Raw genomic sequence first — 18,782 nt, 5'->3', positions numbered from 1 at the left:
TCATGCCGTCAGATCCGAACCGTTTGCGCCGCCTGGCGGCCGGCGGCTGCCTCATCGCCGCGCCCGTCCTGTACGTCGCGGGCGTGATCGCCGACCCCGCGCTGCGGCTGGGCGAGGCCGGCGAGAACGTGGGCGTCTACGGGCAGAACCTGGAGCAGGTCTCGCTGAGCGCGGCCGTGCTGCACTGGAGCTGGGTGCTGCTGGTGCCGGGCATCGTGGGCATGATCCATCTCGTCCGGCGGCGCGCGGTGGTGCTCGGGCACGTCGCGGGCGCCCTCGCCCTGCTCGGCGTGGTGAACTTCTCCGCCCTGATGCTGGGCGACTTCTTCTACGCCCGCCTGGAGCACGACCTGCCGCCCGCCACCGGGGCCGCGCTGGCCGACCGCGCCATGGCCGACCCGGGCGCGGCGTTCGGGTTCCAGATCCCGGGCTTCGCGGGGCTGGCCGGGCTGCTGCTGCTCGGCCTCGTCCTGGCCTACGCCCGCCAGGTGCCGTGGTGGGCGCCGTTCGCCATGCTGGCGGGCGTCTTCACCGCGCCGGTGTTCTGGGTGGGCACCCTGATCGGCGGGCTGCTCTACCTGGCCGGCTCGGGCGTCATCGGGCTGCGCATGATCCGGATGAGCGACGCGGAGTGGTCCGGGACGCCGGGCTGACGCGTCGGCGTCCGGGCAGGCTGGCGCCTCGCCCGCGCCGGGGCGGGAATGGACAATGGGGGCCGGGTGTTGTGCCGCGTAGCGGTTGAAGTTTCAACTACTCAGCCATCCGGAGGGGTCATGCCTGCCATCACCGCCGACACTTTGACACTGCCGCGCGTCACCGCGCCCGATCCGGCGGTGATCGCGCAGCGCCCCGTCCGCGCCGTCACCACCGCGCCCAGCGGCTTCGAGGGCGAGGGCTTCCCGGTGCGCCGGGCGTTCGCGGGCGTCTCGATGCAGACGCTCGACCCGTTCCTGCACATGGACCAGATGGGCGAGGTCGAGTACGCCCCCGGCGAGCCCAAGGGCACCGACTGGCACCCGCACCGCGGGTTCGAGACCGTCACCTACATCATCGACGGCGTCTTCGAGCACCAGGACTCCAACGGCGGCGGCGGGGTGATCACCAACGGCGACACCCAGTGGATGACCGCCGGCGGTGGGATACTTCACATCGAAAGGCCGCCGGAGCACCTGGTGGTCTCGGGCGGCCTGTTCCACGGCATCCAGCTCTGGGTCAACCTGCCGAAGGCCAACAAGTTCAACCCGCCGCGCTACCAGGACATCCGGGGGCGCGAGGCGTCGCTGCTGTCCTCCCACGACGGCGGCGCGCTGCTGCGGGTGATCGCCGGCGACCTGGACGGCCACACGGGGCCGGGCTCGACGTTCACCCCGATCACGCTGGTGCACGCCACGATCAGCCCCGGCGCGCGGCTCAGCCTGCCGTGGAACCCGGAGTTCAACGCGCTGGCGTATGTGCTGGCCGGGCAGGGCACCGTCGGCGCCGAGCGGCGCCCGGTGCACAAGGGGCAGCTCGCCGTGTTCGGCGCGGGCGGCGCCCTCACGCTGGCCGCCGGCACCACCCAGCCGTCGGCCGAGCCCAACCTGGACGTGCTGCTGCTCGGCGGCCGTCCGATCCGCGAGCCGGTCGTGCACTACGGCCCGTTCGTGATGAACACCAGGGCCGAGATCATCCAGGCCCTGGAGGACTACCAGGCGGGCCGTCTCGGCGCCATCCCGGCCGAGCGGATGCCGCACACCCAGGAGTGAACCATGGACACCCTGCTGCTCGAATTCGAGCGCGGCCGGATGTACTTCGAGGCCAAGGACTACATCGGCGCCGCGCGCGTCCTGGCCGAGGTGGTCGAGGCGGCGCCGGAGCAGACCGGCGCCCGGCTGCTGCTCGCCCGCGCGTACTACCACTCGGCCCAGCTCCGCCGGGCCGAGGCGGAGCTGCGCCGGGTGCTGGAGCGCGACCCGGCCGACACGTACGCCTGCCTGCTGCTCGGGCGCACGCTCCAGCGGCAGAACCGGCACCGGGAGGCGCAGCCCTACCTGCGCATGCACGCCGCCATGACCGGGGCCCCGGAGTCCTACGGGTCCTCGGGGTCCTCCGGGGCCTCAGGGTCCTCCGGGGCCTCGGGGGACGCGGCCCCGGCCTGACGGTGGCGCGGCCTCACAGGCCGTAGCGGGCGCGGGCCTCCTTGACCGTCTCGGGCTTCACCTCGCCGCGGCGGGCCAGGGCGGCCAGCGCCGCCACCACGATCGAGTGCGGATCGACCCGGAAGTGGCGGCGCACGTCCTCGCGGGTGCCCGACAGGCCGAAGCCGTCGGTGCCCAGGGAGTGCCAGTCCTGCGGCACCCACTGGGCGATCTGGTCGGGCACCGCGCGCATCCAGTCGCTGACCGCCAGGACCGGGCCGGGCGCCCCGTCGAGCACCCGGGTCACGTACGGGACCCGGTCCTCGCCGTCGAGCCGGGCCGCGTCGCACTCCAGCGCGTCGCGGCGCAGCTCGCTCCAGGACGGGGCCGACCACACGTCGGCGGCCACGCCCCAGTCGGCCGCCAGCAGCTCCTGGGCCGCCAGCGCCCAGTGGATCGCGGTGCCGGAGGCGAGAAGCTGCATCCGCGGCGCGTCGTCCGCGGCGGGGGCGGCCGGGCGGAACCGGTACAGGCCCTTGACGATTCCCTCCTCGATCCCCGGCTCGTCGGGCATCGCGGGCTGGACCTTGGGCTCGTTGTAGACGGTGAGGTAGTAGAAGACGTCCTCCGGCTGCGGGCCGTACATCCGGCGCAGGCCGTCGCGGACGATCACCGCCACCTCGTAGGCGAAGGCCGGGTCGTACGCCAGCGCCGCCGGGTTGGTGGACGCGATCAGGTGGGAGTGGCCGTCGGCGTGCTGCAGGCCCTCACCGGTCATGGTGGTACGCCCGGCGGTGGCGCCGATCAGGAACCCCCGGCCGAGCTGGTCGGCCAGCGCCCACATCTGGTCGCCGGTGCGCTGCCAGCCGAACATCGAGTAGAAGATGTAGAACGGGATCATCGGCTCGCCGTGCGTGGCGTACGACGTGGCGGCGGCGGTGAAGTCGGCCATCGAGCCGGCCTCGGTGATGCCCTCGTTCAGGATCTGCCCGTCGGTCGCCTCCTTGTAGTACAGGAGCATGTCGCGATCGACCGACTCGTACGTCTGGCCCAGCGGGGAGTAGATCCCGGCGCTGGGGAACAGCGACTCCATGCCGAACGTACGCGCCTCGTCCGGCACGATCGGCACCCACCGTTTGCCGGTCTCCTTGTCGCGCATGAGGTCCTTCACCAGGCGGACGAACGCCATGGTGGTCGCGACCTCCTGGCTGCCGGACCCCTTGAACAGGGCCTCGAACGGCTTGGCGGGCGGCTCGGGCAGCGCCACCGGATGCACCCTGCGGGCCGGGGCGGGACCGCCCAGCGCGGCCCGGCGCTCCTGGAGGTAGCGGACCTCGGGCGAGTCGGGGCCCGGGTGGGCGTAGGGCACCAGGTCGCCTTCGAGCGCGCTGTCGGGGATGGGCAGCTCCAGCAGGTCGCGCATGGCGCGGAACTCCTTGCCGGACAGCTTCTTCATCTGGTGGTTGGCGTTGCGCGACTCGAAGCCGGGGCCGAGCGTGTAGCCCTTGACGGTCTGGGCCAGGATCACGGTCGGGGCGCCGGTGTGCTCGACGGCGGCGAGGTAGGCGGCGTACACCTTGCGCGGCTCGTGCCCGGCGCGCGAGGTGTGGAAGCACTCGGCGATCTTCGCGTCGCTCAGGCCCCGGGCCAGCTCGGCGAGCGCGGGGTCGGCGCCGAAGAAGTGCTCGCGGATGTAGGCGGGCTCGCGGGTGGCGTAGGTCTGGAACTGGCCGTCGGGGACCTCGCGCAGGCGGCGTACGAGCGCGCCGCTGACGTCGGCGGCGAGCAGGTCGTCCCAGGCCGTGCCCCACAGCGCCTTGATCACGTGCCAGCCGGCGGCCCGGAACTGGGCCTCAAGCTCCTGCACGATCTTGAAGTTGGCGCGCACCGGGCCGTCGAGCCGCTGCAGGTTGCAGTTGATCACGAAGGTGAGGTTGTCCAGGCGCTCGCGCCCGGCCAGGGCCAGCGCCGCCGTGGACTCCGGCTCGTCCATCTCGCCGTCGCCCAGGAACGCCCATACTCGCGACGCCGAGGTGTCCTTGATGCCGCGGTCGCGCAGGTAGCGGTTGAACCGGGCCTGGTAGATCGCCGACAGCGGGCCGAGCCCCATCGACACCGTCGGGAACTCCCACAACCAGGGCAGCCGGCGCGGGTGCGGGTAGGACGGCAGGCCGTCGCCGCCGGTCTCCTGCCGGAACCGGTCCAGGTGGGCCTCGGTGAGCCGCCCGTCGAGGAACGCGCGGGCGTAGATGCCGGGGGAGGCGTGGCCCTGCACGTAGAGCTGGTCGCCCGACCCGTCGCCCTCCTTGCCGCGGAAGAAGTGCTGGAAGCCGATCTCGTACAGCCAGGCGGCGGAGGCGTAGGTGGCGATGTGCCCGCCGAGGCCGAGGCGGCTGCCCCTGGTCACCATCGCCGCGGCGTTCCACCGGTTCCACGCCGTGATCCGCCGCTCCATCTCCTCATCGCCGGGGAAGGCCGGTTCGGCGGCGGTGGGGATGCTGTTGATGTAGTCGGTCTCCAGCACGCCCGGCACGGCGAGCCCGATCCGCTCCGCGTGTTCCAGCGTGCGGCGCATCAGGTACGAGGCCCGCTGCGGCCCGGCGGCCCCGGCGACGGCGTCGAGGGAGGCCGCCCATTCGGCGGTCTCCTCCCGATCGCGGTCGGGGAGCTGGTCGAGCGAGCTCGGCCGGTTGCGGGTGGCATCGGTCATCATGGCCGCCTTCCAACTGGTCCGGCCCTCCCGCCGGGTTCGACGGGAGGTCCGAGACGGTGAGAAAGGGCCCTGCCGCCGGGCAGGGCGGGGCCGGTAGGCCCACCGGACACTTTATGTCTGATCGATGATCGATCAAAATACCCAAGGCACGACTTTTTCCGATCAAAGTATGCGCGAGGGTCAGGAGGGGTCGGTGACGGGGGTGGGCGCACAGGCCAGGACGTGCGCGTTGACCAGCTCGCCGACCCGCGGGTCGCGCCGCCTGAAGGCGTCGATGACCTCCTGGTGCTCCTCGGCGTACGCGCGGCGGCTGGTGCCCAGCCACCGGATCGCCAGCACCGTCCACACGTCGATGCCCAGCGACTCCCAGGTGTGCAGCAGCACCGCGTTGCCCGAGGCGCGCACCAGCTCCCGATGGAACGCCACCGTGTGCCGGGCCTGCGCCTCCACGTCCCCCGCCCGGTCGGCGGCCCACAGCGCCGCCACATGCGGTTCGAGCGCCGACGCGTCCTCGCCCAGCCGCGCCGCCGCCAGCTCCGCGGCCACCCGCTCCAGCCCGGCCCGCACCGGATAGATCTCCTCCAGCCCCGCCGCCGACAGCCCGCGCACCCGCACACCCTTGTTCGGCGCCGACTCGATCAGCCGCAGCGCCTCCAGCTCCCGCAGCGCCTCCCGCACCGGCGTCTGGCTGACCTCCAGCTCCGTCGCGATCCGCCGCTCCACGATCCGCTCGCCCGGCTTCCAGCGCCCGCGCACGATACCCTCGACGATGTACTCGCGGATACGCTCGCGCAGCGACGGTGGGACGACGGGCGAAGCCATGGGCGCTCCTCGGCGAAGGGCTGCTGCGTAGACAATACGCGCTGCCGCCACCGACCACTCTCCCAGGTGAACGCCCGTACGAGCTCCCCGCGGGGTGCGCCCTTCCCATGCCGCGGGCTCCCCGTGTGGTGTCGCGTTCCGGTGGTACGCGGTGCGCAGTGGTTCATGGTTTTTGCGGGACATTGGCTCTTATGTGGGGCCGATGCTCACTTCTAGGGTGGGGCACTGTGAGCAGGCGTGGGTGGGTGCTTTTCGCCCTGATGAGTGTGATCTGGGGCATTCCCTATCTGATGATCAAGGTGGCGGTGGACGGTGTGTCCGTGCCGGTGCTGGTGTTCGCGCGGACGGCCGTGGGGGCGGCCGTGCTGTTGCCGCTGGCGCTGCGGGCGGGCGGGCTTGGGCGGCTGCGGCCGTACTGGTTGCCGCTGCTTGGTTTCTGCACCTTCGAGATGATCGTGCCGTGGTGGTTGCTGTCCGACGCCGAGCGGAACCTCACCAGTTCCATGAGCGGGCTGCTCATCGCGGCCTCGCCGATCGTGGCGGTCGTGCTCGCGCGGCTGAGCGGTGACGACGAGCGGCTCAGCCTGAAGCGGTGGGCCGGGCTGGGGATCGGGCTCGCGGGGGTGGCGTTGCTCGCCGCGCCCGAGCTGACCGGGGGCGACGCGTGGTCGATCACGGAGGTGCTGCTGACCGCCGTCTGTTACGCCATCGCCCCGCTGATCGCGGCGCGTGTGCTGCGGGACGTCCCCTCGCTGCAGATGACCGCCGTGTGCCTGACCGCCGCCGCGCTCGTCTACACGCCCCCGGCGGTGCTGACCTGGCCGGACGCGCTGCCCAGCGCGCAGGTGCTGGCCGCGCTCGCCGGGCTCGGCCTGGTCTGCACGGCGCTGGCGTTCATCGTGTTCTTCGCGCTGATCCGGGAGGTCGGCCCGTCGCGGGCGCTGGTGTTCACCTACGTCAACCCGGCGGTGGCCGTCGTCGCGGGCGTGGTGGTGCTGGGCGAGCCGCTGACCGCGTCGATCCTGGTCGCGTTCGCGCTGATCCTCGGCGGCTCGGTGCTGGCCACCTCGCGGGCCGAGACGCCCGGGGCGGAGCCCGCCGCCCCGGTGGAGGCCGAGGTCAGACCGAGTACGTCGCGATGAGCCCGATGGTGACCCCCACCACCGAGACGGCGGTGAGCACGCATCCCGCGATGACGGCCTTGCGCAACTGACGCCGGGTGCTGCGGGGCAGCCAGTACAGCACGACGTACGGCAGGAAGCCGAACATCCCGATGCTGAGGAACGGGAGCGTCAGCGTGGTCAGCACGCCGCGCGTCCCCGCCACGACCGCCCGGTCGCCCTCGGGCGCGAGCTGAGCCGTGACGCGGTCGCCCGCCTCCAGGTCGCCCGGGGCGGAGACCGTGAGCGCGGGGCCGCCGCCGTCGGGGGTGAAGGTCCCCTCGCAGTCGTATCTGCCCCGGCCCACGCGGACGCAGCTCTCGACGGTGAGCGTGCCCGGGGTGCCGTAAGCGCCCGCCGCGAGCTGGATCAGGGGCACGGACAGCGGGATCGGGGCCACGGAGATCCCCGCCCACATCACCACGATCAGCACCTGGAGGATCGGCCCCGGCGACCTGCCCGTCTTGACCGGCGGCTCGGGCCGTGCCCCGGGCGCCGGCGGGTCGGCGACGGGCCGGACGCCGCCCCGGTTCTTCCTGTAGTGGGCTCGGCCCCCGCTTCGACGTCTGCTCACGCCCACGAGGATGCCGGGCCCGGCTTGCAGGCGAGTTGCCGTCCACCGGTCACGCCGGGGGCTTGCGGGCCCCGTCGAGGAAGAGCGTGATCAGGGTGGCGCTGGCCTGCTCCACGCCGAGGCGGCGGCGGGCGACCAGGCGCAGCGACTGGCCGAGCAGGCCGGAGAACAGCTCCAGCAGCACGTCCACCGGCACGTCCGCGCGGAGCGTGCCGTCGGCCACGCCGCGCTCGAGCAGGGCGAGCACCGGCTCGGCGAGGGTCTTGTCGATGTCCTCGGCGTTTTCCCCGGCGGTGTCGTCGCGTTTCTTGCCCACCTCGGCGAGCGCGGCGTACTTGCCGCCGGCGGTGATGAAGCCGCGTGCCAGGCGGGCGATGCCCTCGGGGACCGGCACCGAGTCGAGGTCGGCGTCGGCGATCCGGGCGCACACCTCGTCGAAGGCGGCCTTGGTCAGGCCCTGGAGCAGCGCGTCGCGGCTCGGGTAGTAGCGGTAGAGCGTCGCGCGGCCCACGCCGGCCGCCTCGGCGATCTCCGCCATGCTGGCCGTCGGGCGCTCGGCGAGCACCTCCGCCGCGGCGTCGAGGATCGCCGCGGCTATCCGATCGTGCAGTGCGGGATGCCTGACCATGACGGACAGTCTAGGCCCTGTCTCTCCTGTGGACGCCTATGCCTAGTGCTGAGATATCTCTGTCTCATCTCGCGATTGACATGTCTGTCCCCCATTGAGATGCTTCTGTCTCACGAGGTGGAGGTGAGGCAATGCGCAGGCGCAGACTCGGCGCGACCGAGTTCGAGATCACGCCCATCGGGCTGGGCTGCATGCAGTTCGCGGGCCCCGGCCTGGTCGAGGGCTTCTATCCGGCCATCGGCCAGGAGACAGTCACCGCGATCGTGGGCGCGGCGCTGGCGGGCGGGGTGAACTGGTTCGACACCGCAGAGATGTACGGCAAGGGCGCCTCGGAGCGGGCGCTCACCACCGGGCTCCGTGCCCACGGCGTCAAACCCGGCGAGGTGATGATCGCCACCAAGTGGACCCCGACCCTGCGCACCGCCGCGAGCATCGGCCACACGGTCGGAGACCGGCTGGCCGCGCTCCAGGGCTTCCCGATCGACCTGCACCAGATCCACCAGCCCGTGGGCTCGCTGTCCGGCATCCCGCGGCAGGTGGAGGCCATGGCGAGGCTGTGCCGCGAGGGCAGGATCACGGCGGTGGGGGTGAGCAACTTCTCCGCCCGCCAGATGCGTACGGCGGCGGTGGTGCTGGCCGCGCACGGGCTCACCCTGGCCTCCAACCAGGTGCAGATCAGCTTGCTGCACCGCGATGTCGAGCGCGACGGCACCCTGCGGACAGCCCGCGAGCTGGGCGTCACCCTGATCGCGTACTCGCCGCTGCGCAGCGGCCTGCTCACCGGCAAGTTCCACGAGAACCCGGAGCTGGTGCGCAAGCTGCCCCGCGTACGCAGGCTGATGGGCGGCTTCAGCCCGGCCGGGCTCAAGCGCACCGCGCCGCTCGTGGCCGAGCTGAACGCGATCGGCAAGGCGTACGGCGTGTCGGCCGGGCAGGTCGCGCTGGCCTGGCTGACCGGCTTCTACGGCGACACCGTCGTGGCCATCCCCGGCGCGTCCAAGCCCCGGCACGTCGAGGAGAGCGCGGCCGTGCTGGACCTGGAGCTGACCGAGCGGGAGCTCGACCGCCTCGCCGGACTTTCCCCTGCTCGATCCTGACCTTGGAGATGTGCGGATATGGAGCAAGCATCCGAGCCGGAGCGCGGCGTCTCGCGCCGGGGCTTCCTGGCCACCTCCGCCGCCGCGGCGGCGCTCGCGGCCGGCACGGCGGGAGCCCCGTCGCCCGCCGCCGCGGCGACGGCCGGCCCGGCCCGCGCCGGCGCGAGCGTCGTGCGGGTGACCCTGCGGGTGAACGGGCGCGAGCGCACGCTGAGCCTGGACCCGAGGGTCACCCTGCTCGACGCGCTGCGCGAGCGGCTGGACCTGACCGGCACGAAGAAGGGCTGCGACCGGGGCCAGTGCGGCGCCTGCACGGTGCACGTGGAGGGCAGGCGGGTGCTGTCCTGCCTCACCCTGGCCGCCGGCCTGGACGGCAAGGCCGTCACCACCGTCGAGGGCCTGGCCCGCGGCGACGAGCTGCACCCGGTGCAGCGGGCGTTCCTGGAGTGCGACGGCCTCCAGTGCGGCTTCTGCACACCGGGGCAGATCATGTCCGCGGTCGCGTTGATCCGCGAGGGGCACGCCGGGTCGGAGGAGGAGATCAGGGAGTTCATGTCCGGCAACATCTGCCGCTGCGGGGCCTACCCGGGGATCGTGGCGGCGGTCAAGGCCGCGGGTGAGCGCGGATGAGGCCCTACACCTACGCCGCGCCCGGCACCGTACGCGAGGCGCTGGCGCTGGCCGGCGACGGCTCGGCGTACCTCGCGGGCGGCACCACCCTGGTGGACCTGGTGAAGCTGGAGGTGATGACGCCCGAGCACGTGCTCGACATCACCCGCCTGCCGCTGCGCGGCGTCGCCGTGCGCGACGGGGCCCTGCGCATCGGCGCGCTGGAGCGGATGGCCGACGTCGCCGAGCACCCGCTCGTCGCCGGGCCCTACCCCGTCCTGGCCGAGGCGCTGCTGCGCAGCGCGTCGCCGCAGATCCGCAACATGGCCACGATCGGCGGCAACCTGCTGCAGCGCACCCGGTGCGGCTACTTCCGCGACACCGCCTCTGCGTGCAACAAGCGCGTGCCCGGCTCCGGCTGCCCGGCGCTGACCGGGGAGAACCGGATGCACGCGATCCTGGGCACCAGCGACGCCTGCGCGGCCACCCACCCCAGCGACCTGGCCGTGGCCCTGGTCGCGCTGGACGCCTCGGTGCACCTGGCGAGCCGCGACGGCGAGCGCAGCGTCAAGCTGGCCGACTTCTACCTGCTGCCCGGCGGCACCCCGGAGAAGGAGAACGCGCTGCGGCCGGGCGAGCTGATCACATCCGTGTCGGTGCCCGCGCTGGCCTGGGCCGAGCGCTCCACCTACGTCAAGGTGCGCGACCGCAGCTCGTACGAGTTCGCGCTGACGTCCGCGGCGGTGGCGCTGGACCTGCGCGACGGCGTCGTACGGGCGGCGCGGGTGGCCGCCGGCGGAGTCGGCACCCGGCCCTGGCGGCTGCCCGCCGTGGAGGCGGCGCTCACCGGCGCGCCCGCCCGCGAGGACGCCTTCGAGGCCGCCGCCGCCAAGGCCGCCGACGGCGCGCGCCCGCTGGCCCACAACGCGTTCAAACCCGAGCTGCTGCGCCGGACCGTCGTCCGCGCCCTACTGGAGCTGGCAGGCCGATCATGACGAGGACATCGCTGGGGGCGCCGCTGGACCGCGTGGACGGCCGCGCCAAGGTCACCGGGGCGGCCAGGTACGCCGCCGACAACAACCCCGCCGGGCTCGCCCACGGCTACTTCGTGCTGAGCACGATCGCCAAGGGCACGATCCGGTCCATCGACGCGGCCCGCGCCTCGGCCGCGCCGGGCGTGCTGGCCGTCTACAGCCATGCCAACCCGCTGCGGCTGCTGCCGCCCAGGTCCTACATCGCGCAGTTCATCGGCGAGCCGCAGCGCGCCATGCAGGACGCCGTCGTCCGCCACTACGGGCAGATCGTGGCGATGGTCGTGGCCGAGACCTTCGAGCAGGCCCGCGACGCCGCCGCCCTGGTCACGGTGGAGTACGACGCGCAGCCGCCGGCCGCCGACTTCCTGGCCGGGGTGCCCGGCGCCCGCGACCCGCAGACCCCCTTCGGGCACCCGGTGACGATCCTGGCCGACGGGGTGCCCGACATCGACGCGGCGCTGGCGGCGAGCGAGGTCACGCACACCGCCGTCTACACCCAGCCGCCCGAGCATCACAACCCGATGGAGCCGCACTCGGCGGTCGCCATGTGGGACGGTGGCAAGCTGACGATCCACAGCGGCTCGCAGGGGCCCGCGCTGCACGCTCTGGACCTGGCCGAAGGGCTGGGCGTGCCGCAGGAGGACGTGCACGTGATCGGCCCGTACGTCGGCGGCGGCTTCGGCGGCAAGGCGACGAGCTGGTCCCCGACCCTGCTCGCCGCCGCGGCGGCGCGGGCCCTGCGCCGCCCGGTCAAGGTGGTGACCACCCGGGAGCAACTGTTCACCGTCACCGGGCACCGCACCGCCTCGCACCTGACGGTCACCCTGGGCGCGCGCCGCGACGGCACGCTGACCGCGGTGAAGAACCTGGCGGTCACCACCTTCGAGATCGAGAACCCGGCGAGCCCGCCGACCGCGGCGTACAAGTGCCCCAACCTGGACCTGCGGCTGAAGGTCGTCGATCTGGACATCCCGCGCCGCACGATCATGCGCGCCCCGGGCTACGCGGCGGGCACGTTCGGGCTGGAGTGCGCCATGGACGAACTGGCCCACGAGCTGGGCCTGGACCCGATCGAGCTGCGCATGCGCAACTACGCCACCGCCAGCCCGGACAAGGGGCTGCCGTACGCGAGCAAGCACCTGGACGAGTGCTACCGCGTCGGCGCCGAGCGGTTCGGCTGGTCGCGGCGCAAGGCCGAGCCCCGCTCGGTGACCGACGGCCAATGGCTGGTCGGCATGGGCATGGCCACCTGCGTGCTGCCCTCGAGCCAGCACGCGGGCGCGGCGCGGGTGCGGTTCCGGGCCAACGGCACCGTCGAGGTGGCGTGCAACACCGCCGACCTCGGCACCGGCGCGATGACCGTGCTGGCCATGGCCGGGGCCGACCGGCTCGGCCTGCCGGTGGGCCGGATCAGGCCCGCCCTCGGCGACTCCACCCTGCCCGTGGCCGCCGAGGGCGACTCGTTCATGGGCGCGGTCGGCTCCGCGGCCACCTCGACGATCCTGTCGGCCGTGCACGACGCCGCCGGCGAGGCGATCACGGCCCTGATCGCGCACGCCGTGTCCGACGCCCGCTCGCCCTTCCACGGCATGGACGCGCAGGACGTCCGCTACTCCTCCGGCGTCCTGGAGGGCGGCGGGCGGCGGGCCGGGTTCGGCGAGCTGCTGACCACGACCGGGACCCCCGGGGTGGAGGCCGTCACCACGGCCACCCTCGGCGAGGACACCGAGCGGTACGCCTTCATCACCTCCGGGGCGCACTTCTGCGAGGTGCGGGTGCACCGCCTCACCGGTGAGGCCCGGCTGTCGCGGGTGACCTGCGTGGTGGACGCGGGCACCATCGTGAACGGCAAGACCGCGCGCGGCCAGATCGCCGGCGGCGTGGTGATGAGCGCCGGGCAGGCGCTGCTCGAAGGCGCGTACGTCGAGCCGGCCACCGGCCGCATCGCCAACGCCAACTTCGCCGACTACCTGGTCCCGGTCAACGCCGACATCCCCGCGGTGGACGTGCACTTCCTCGACCACCCCGACACCCGCTACAACCCGCAGGGCGCGCGCGGCCTCGGCGAGCTGACCGGCACCGGCGTCGCCGCCGCCATCGCCAACGCGATCTACAACGCCACCGGCACACGCGTCCGGGACCTGCCGATCACCCCGGACAAGCTGCTGTCGTAAGGTGAGGGCCGGCGGAAGGGAGCGGTGCGGTGGCGGCGTGGCGGACGATCAGGCTGGACTCCTACGACGACGGGGTGCGCGTCATCACGCTGGCCGATCCCGAGCGGCGCAACGCGCTGGGCGAGCGCATGCGCGACGAGCTGGCCGCCGCCGTCCAGCGGGTCCGCGACGACTCCGCCGCCCGCGCCCTCGTGGTCGGCGCCGAGGGCACCGCGTTCTGCGCCGGCGCCGACCTGCCCGCGATGTTCGGCGACGCGGGGGAGCGGCCGGTCGGCGAGCTGCGCGCCACGCTGCGGGCGTACTACGACGCCTTCCTGGCCGTGCTCGCGCTGCCGATCCCGACGATCGCGGCGGTGCAGGGGCCCGCGGTCGGCGCGGGCCTGAACCTGGCCCTGTGCTGCGACATCAGGATCGCCGGCCCCGGCGCCCGCTTCGCCGCCACCTTCACCAAGATCGGCCTGCACCCCGGGGGCGGGTGCACCTGGTTCCTCACCCGCGAACTGGGCCCGCAGCGGGCGCTGGCGCTGATGCTGGAGGGCGGCGCCCTGTCCGCCGAGCGGGCCCTGAGCGAGCGGGTGGTGCTCTCCGTGGAGCCCGACCCCCTCGCCACCGCCCTCGGCCTGGCCCGCTCGTACGCCGCCCTCCGCCCCGCCCTGGTACGCGACCTGAAGCGTTCGGTACGCCTCGCGGCCGGCGGCGCCGACCTGGACGCCGTGGTGGAGTTCGAGGCCTGGGCCCAGGCCGAGTCGGCCACCCACGACGAGGTGCGCGAGTTCGCCGCCAAGTTCGCCAGGTGACCCGCGGCGCCCCCTCCCGATAGCCGCCGCGTCACCGCCGGATGCGGCGGCCCGTGACCTGTTCGGTGCGCATCACGATGAAGTGGTCGCGGACGCCGGGGGCCCAGGTGGTCAGGGGGAGTGCCGACAGGCGGGCGATCTCCGCGGGTTCGCGGGCGATCCGGGCGTTCCCCACCGCCGTGACCGACCAGCCCGTGTGCCGTACCGGATCGACCTCGTCGGCCTCGAAGGCGACGACGGCGTCGCGGGCGGCGGCGGAGAGCTTGGAGCCCTCGCCGGTGCGGATCACGACGTCCTCGCCGTCGAGCACGAAGTTGACCGGCTGCACGGCGGGGAGGGCGCGCTCGGTGAACACGATGCGCCCGATGGTGGCGGAGCCGAGCAGCGCCATGCACTCCGTGCGGGAGAGCACCTCCAACCCGGCGGAATCGACCTTCATGGGCTCCAGCCTGCGGCTTGACGCGCCGGGTCGGTTAGGGGCGAAGGTCCCGGCTTCGGGTCCCGACGGCCACCCGACGGCCGCACAACGGCCACTGCCGGACACCCGGCGGCCACTGCCGGACGCCCGCCGCACGCCCGCCGGACCTCGCCGGTCTCGCCGCTGGTCACACGCCGTTGACCGGCCGGTAGCGCGACTGTAACATCTCATCACTGCTCTGCAAAAATCTTGCAAAGCATCGTCGAGTTCCTAGCCGTTCTCCGCAACTTCCTCGCTTGGCGACACGGCGACACGTGCCGCCGCTCTCACCCCCCCACCTCGGAGAGGCGCATGAGAAAGACGCACCGGATGTTACGGCCGCTCGCGGCACTGGTCGCGGCCTGTCTGGTGGCCGTCGCCGGGCCGCCCGTCACGGCGACGGCGGCAGGCGGGCCCAACCTGGCGGCGGGCAGGACCGCCACGGCGAGCAGCTCCAACTCCCCCTACACGGCCGGCAACGTCAGCGACGGCGACCAGGCCACCTACTGGGAGGGGACGAACAACGCGTTCCCGCAGTGGGTCCAGGTGGACCTGGGCGCCGCCACGTCCATCGACCAGGTCAGGCTGAAGCTCCCCGCGAGCTGGGAGGCCCGCACCCAGACGCTGTCGGTCCAGGGCAGCGCGACCGGCAGCGGGTTCGCCACCATCGCCCCCGCGGCGGAGCGCTCCTTCGGCCCGGCCAACGGCAACGCCGTGACCATCGACTTCGGGGCGACCACCACCAGGTACGTACGCATCCAGATCACCGCGAACACCGGCTGGCCCGCCGCGCAGCTCGCCGAGCTGGAGGTGTACGCGGCCGGCGAGTCCAGCGGCAACCTCGCCCGGGGCCGCCCCTTCACCGCCAGCGGCGCCACCGCCCAATACACCGCGGGCAACGCCGGCGACGGCGACGCGGCGACGTACTGGGAGAGCGTGAACAACGCGTTCCCGCAGTGGCTCCAGGTGGACCTGGGCGCGGCCGTCGCGGTGAACCGGGTGGTGCTGAAGCTGCCGCCGAGCTGGGAGGCCAGGACCCAGACCCTTTCTTTGCAAGGAAGCGGCAACGGCTCGGCATTCTCCGACATCGTCGCGTCGGCCGGATACCAGTTCAGCCCGTCCAGCGGCAATGTCGTGACGATCGATTTCAACTCCGCCACCACCCGCTACCTGCGGGTGCGGATCACGGCCAACACCCGGTGGCCCGCCGGGCAGGTGTCGGAGCTGGAGGTGTACGGCCCGGCGACCGGCGACACCGAGGCGCCGACCGCCCCGGGCAACCTGGCGTACACCGAGCCCGCGACCGGGCAGATCCGGCTGACCTGGAGCGCGTCCAGTGACAACGTGGGCGTCACGGCGTACGACATCTACGCCGACAACGAGCTGCGGACCAGCGTCGCGGGGAACGTGCTCACCTACACCGACACCCAGCCGGGCAGCGCCACCGTCTCCTACTACGTCAAGGCCCGCGACGCGGCGGGCAACCAGTCGCCCAGCAGCAACACCGTCACGCGTACGGGCTCCTCGGGCGACACGCAGGCACCCACCGCGCCGGCCGGCCTGGCGTTCACCGAGCCCGCGACCGGGCAGATCCGGCTGACCTGGAGCGCGTCCAGTGACAACGTGGGCGTCACGGCGTACGACATCTACGCCAACAACGTGCGGCGCGGCAGCGTCGCGGGTGACGTGCTCACCTACACCGACACCCAGCCCGCGAGCGCGACCGTCTCCTACCACGTCGTGGCCAAGGACGCGGCCGGGAACGAGTCGGCGCCGAGCAACACCGTGACCCGCAACGGCACCGGGGGCGGCTCCAACATGGCCGTGGGCAAGCCGATCAGCGCGTCGTCCTCGACGTTCACCTTCGTCGCGGCCAACGCCAACGACAACGACGTGACCACCTACTGGGAGGGCGCGGGCCATCCCAGCACGCTGACCGTGCAACTCGGCGCCAACGCGAACATCACCTCGCTGGTGCTCAAGCTGAACCCGGCGCCGGTGTGGGCCACCCGCACGCAGACCATCCAGGTGCTCGGCCGCGAGCAGAGCGCGACGACGTTCGCGAACCTGTCCTCGGCCGCCCAGTACACCTTCGACCCGGCGAGCGGGAACACCGTGACGATCCCGCTCACCGCCACCGTGGCGGACGTGCAGCTCCGCTTCACCGCCAACTCCGGCGCGCCCGGCGGGCAGGTGGCGGAGTTCCAGGTCATCGGCACGCCCGCGCCGAACCCCGACCTCGCCGTCACCGCGCTGACCGCCTCGCCGTCCTCGCCGGTCGAGACCGACGCGATCACGCTGTCGGCGACCGTGCGCAACCAGGGCACCGCGGCCTCCGGCGCGACCGCGGTCACCTTCCACCTGGGCGGCAGCCCGGTGGGCACCGCGCAGGTGGGCGGGCTCGCCCCAGGGGCGTCGGCCACCGTCACCGCGAACATCGGCACCCGCGACGCGGGGTCGTACCCGCTGAGCGCCAAGGTGGACGAAGCCAACGCGGTCATCGAGCAGAACGAGACCAACAACGCCTTCACCGCCGCCGGCCCGCTGACCGTACGGCCGGTGGACAGCTCGGACCTGGTCGCCGCGCCGGTCGCCTGGACGCCGAGTAACCCGTCCGGCGGCGACACGGTCACCTTCACGGTGGCGGTCAAGAACCAGGGCACGGTGGCCTCGGCGAGCGGCGCGCACGGCATCACGCTCACGATCACGGACGCGGCCACCGGCGCGGTGGTGCGCACGCTGACCGGCGCGCACACCGGCGTGATCGGGGCCGGCGACACCACCTCGCCGGTCAACCTGGGCACGTGGACCGCGGCGAACGGCAAGTACACCGTCAAGGTGGTGCTCGCCCCCGACGCCAACGAGGTGGCGGTCAAGCGGGCCAACAACACCACCGAGCAGCCGTTCTACGTGGGCCGCGGCGCCAACATGCCCTACGACGTCTACGAGGCCGAGGACGCGGCCGTCGGCGGCGGCGCCACGGTGGTCGGCCCGAACCGCACCATCGGCGACGTGGCCGGCGAGGCGTCCGGGCGCAGGGCGGTGACGCTGAACTCGACCGGCAGCTACGTCGAGTTCACCACCAAGGCCGAGACCAACACCCTGGTCACCAGGTTCTCCATCCCCGACGCGCCGGGCGGCGGCGGCATCAACAGCACGCTCAACGTCTACGTCAACGGCGCGTTCCTCAAGGCGATCAACCTGACCTCCAGGTACGCCTGGCTGTACGGCGCCGAGGCGAGCCCCGGCAACTCACCGGGCATGGGCGCGCCCCGGCACATCTACGACGAGGCCAACCTGATGCTGGGCACCACGGTGCCGGCGGGCAGCAAGATCAGGCTGCAGAAGGACCCGGCGAACACCACGACGTACGCCATCGACTTCATCAGCCTGGAGCAGGTGGCCCCGATCCCCAACCCCGACCCGGCGGCGTACGCGGTGCCGACCGGCTTCACCCACCAGGACGTGCAGAACGCGCTGGACCGGGTGCGAATGGACACCACCGGCACCCTCGTCGGCGTCTACCTGCCGCCCGGCGACTACCAGACGTCGAGCAAGTTCCAGGTGTACGGCAAGGCGGTCAAGGTGATCGGGGCGGGGCCCTGGTACACCCGCTTCCACGCACCGTCGAACCAGGACAACACCGACGTGGGCTTCACCGCCTCCAGCAGCGCCAACGGCTCGACGTTCGCGAACTTCGCCTACTTCGGCAACTACACCTCGCGCATCGACGGCCCCGGCAAGGTGTTCGACTTCAGCAACGTCAGCGACATGACGATCGACAACATCTGGAACGAGCACATGGTGTGCCTGTACTGGGGCGCCAACACCGACCGGATCACGATCAAGAACTCGCGTATCCGGAACATGTTCGCCGACGCCATCAACATGACGAACGGCAGCACCGACAACCGGGTCGTCAACAACGAGTCGCGGGCGAGCGGCGACGACAGCTTCGCCCTGTTCTCCGCGATCGACGCCGGCGGCGGTGACGTCAAGGGCAACGTGTACGAGAACCTGACCTCGATCCTGACCTGGCGCGCCGCGGGCGTGGCGGTCTACGGCGGCTACGACAACGTCTTCCGCAACATCCACATCGCCGACACGCTCGTCTACTCCGGCATCACGATCAGCTCGCTGGACTTCGGCTACCCGATGAACGGCTTCGGCGCCGACCCGCCGACCCGGTTCGAGAACATCTCGATCGTCCGGGCGGGCGGTCACTTCTGGAACGGCCAGACCTTCCCCGGCATCTGGCTCTTCTCCGCCTCGAAGGTGTTCCAGGGCATCCGGGTCAGCGACGTGGACATCGTGGACCCGACCTACCACGGGATCATGTTCCAGACCCAGTACCTGGGCGGGCAGCCGGTCAACCCGATCAAGGACACCGTCTTCACCGACATCTCGATCACCGGGGCCCGCAAGAGCGGCGACGCGTACGACGCCAAGTCGGGCTTCGCGATCTGGGCCAACGAAATGCCCGAACCCGGCCAGGGCCCGGCCGTCGGCTCGGTCACGTTCAACAACCTGCGAATGAGCAACAACGCCGTCAACATCCGCAACACCACCTCCACCTTCACGATCAACATCAACCCGTAAC

15 protein-coding genes are annotated in these 18,782 nt (G+C 72.5%); 10 read left to right on the top strand and 5 right to left on the bottom strand.

Features of this window, described 5'->3' with window-relative positions:
* Positions 1-2: 2 nt before the first annotated feature.
* The 3 genes from HNP84_RS10280 (at position 3) to HNP84_RS10270 (ending at position 2,138) form a co-directional block, all read left to right on the top strand.
* Positions 3-653 carry a hypothetical protein gene (locus tag HNP84_RS10280; RefSeq protein WP_185049298.1) on the top strand — a complete coding sequence of 217 codons (651 nt, stop codon included), beginning with the start codon at positions 3-5 and terminating at the stop codon, positions 651-653.
* A 120-nt stretch (positions 654-773) separates the two neighbouring features.
* Positions 774-1,745 (top strand): pirin family protein, encoded by a 972-nt coding sequence (locus tag HNP84_RS10275; protein ID WP_185049296.1) that lies wholly within the window; start codon positions 774-776, stop codon positions 1,743-1,745.
* Between the two features lie 3 nt (positions 1,746-1,748).
* A complete protein-coding gene (locus HNP84_RS10270; protein ID WP_185049294.1) occupies positions 1,749-2,138 on the top strand; it encodes a tetratricopeptide repeat protein in 390 nt (129 codons plus the stop codon).
* A gap of 13 nt (positions 2,139-2,151) precedes the next feature.
* Here the strand turns inward: HNP84_RS10270 and aceE are convergent, their stop codons facing one another.
* Positions 2,152-4,830, bottom strand: a complete 2,679-nt coding sequence (gene aceE / locus HNP84_RS10265; protein ID WP_221336109.1) for a pyruvate dehydrogenase (acetyl-transferring), homodimeric type — start codon at positions 4,828-4,830, stop codon at positions 2,152-2,154.
* A gap of 180 nt (positions 4,831-5,010) precedes the next feature.
* Complete coding sequence (locus HNP84_RS10260) at positions 5,011-5,652, bottom strand: GntR family transcriptional regulator (RefSeq protein WP_185049289.1); 642 nt, start codon at positions 5,650-5,652, stop codon at positions 5,011-5,013.
* Positions 5,653-5,843: 191 nt separating this feature from the next.
* Between HNP84_RS10260 and HNP84_RS10255 the strand changes: the two genes are divergently transcribed.
* Positions 5,844-6,794: a DMT family transporter gene (locus tag HNP84_RS10255; RefSeq protein ID WP_221336108.1), complete on the top strand. Its 951-nt coding sequence runs from the start codon at positions 5,844-5,846 to the stop codon at positions 6,792-6,794.
* Here the strand turns inward: HNP84_RS10255 and HNP84_RS10250 are convergent.
* Both HNP84_RS10250 and HNP84_RS10245 read right to left on the bottom strand, forming a co-directional pair.
* The gene (locus tag HNP84_RS10250) at positions 6,772-7,386 is read right to left on the bottom strand and encodes a hypothetical protein (RefSeq protein ID WP_185049285.1); all 615 of its coding nucleotides are present in this window, start codon (positions 7,384-7,386) and stop codon (positions 6,772-6,774) included. The genes HNP84_RS10255 and HNP84_RS10250 overlap by 23 nt on opposite strands.
* 49 nt (positions 7,387-7,435) lie before the next feature.
* Entirely contained in the window at positions 7,436-8,014 is a 579-nt protein-coding gene (locus HNP84_RS10245; protein WP_185049266.1) for a TetR/AcrR family transcriptional regulator, read from the bottom strand.
* A gap of 131 nt (positions 8,015-8,145) precedes the next feature.
* On the opposite strand from HNP84_RS10245, the gene HNP84_RS10240 reads away from it, so the two are divergent.
* From HNP84_RS10240 to HNP84_RS10220, 5 genes are all read left to right on the top strand, one after another.
* Complete coding sequence (locus HNP84_RS10240) at positions 8,146-9,111, top strand: aldo/keto reductase (RefSeq protein WP_185049264.1); 966 nt, start codon at positions 8,146-8,148, stop codon at positions 9,109-9,111.
* Positions 9,112-9,282: 171 nt separating this feature from the next.
* The gene (locus tag HNP84_RS10235; RefSeq protein WP_312924516.1) at positions 9,283-9,741 is read left to right on the top strand and encodes a (2Fe-2S)-binding protein; all 459 of its coding nucleotides are present in this window, start codon (positions 9,283-9,285) and stop codon (positions 9,739-9,741) included.
* Positions 9,738-10,715, top strand: a complete 978-nt coding sequence (locus HNP84_RS10230; protein WP_185049260.1) for an FAD binding domain-containing protein — start codon at positions 9,738-9,740, stop codon at positions 10,713-10,715. The genes HNP84_RS10235 and HNP84_RS10230 overlap by 4 nt, the downstream gene beginning before the upstream one ends.
* The gene (locus HNP84_RS10225; RefSeq protein WP_185049259.1) at positions 10,712-12,928 is read left to right on the top strand and encodes a xanthine dehydrogenase family protein molybdopterin-binding subunit; all 2,217 of its coding nucleotides are present in this window, start codon (positions 10,712-10,714) and stop codon (positions 12,926-12,928) included. Before HNP84_RS10230 ends, HNP84_RS10225 begins: the two co-directional genes overlap by 4 nt.
* A gap of 29 nt (positions 12,929-12,957) precedes the next feature.
* Positions 12,958-13,725, top strand: a complete 768-nt coding sequence (locus HNP84_RS10220; protein ID WP_185049257.1) for an enoyl-CoA hydratase — start codon at positions 12,958-12,960, stop codon at positions 13,723-13,725.
* A 31-nt stretch (positions 13,726-13,756) separates the two neighbouring features.
* On the opposite strand, the gene HNP84_RS10215 is transcribed toward HNP84_RS10220, so the two are convergent.
* Complete coding sequence (locus HNP84_RS10215; RefSeq protein WP_185049255.1) at positions 13,757-14,164, bottom strand: pyridoxamine 5'-phosphate oxidase family protein; 408 nt, start codon at positions 14,162-14,164, stop codon at positions 13,757-13,759.
* Positions 14,165-14,494: 330 nt separating this feature from the next.
* Between HNP84_RS10215 and HNP84_RS10210 the strand changes: the two genes are divergently transcribed.
* Positions 14,495-18,781 carry a discoidin domain-containing protein gene (locus HNP84_RS10210; RefSeq protein WP_185049253.1) on the top strand — a complete coding sequence of 1,429 codons (4,287 nt, stop codon included), beginning with the start codon at positions 14,495-14,497 and terminating at the stop codon, positions 18,779-18,781.
* Position 18,782: the final 1 nt, after the last annotated feature.

Source organism: Thermocatellispora tengchongensis, from assembly GCF_014202315.1.
GTDB lineage: Bacteria > Actinomycetota > Actinomycetes > Streptosporangiales > Streptosporangiaceae > Thermocatellispora > Thermocatellispora tengchongensis.
The sequence above is the reverse complement of the archived record's forward strand: the minus strand, read 5'-3'. Positions and strand labels throughout refer to the sequence as shown.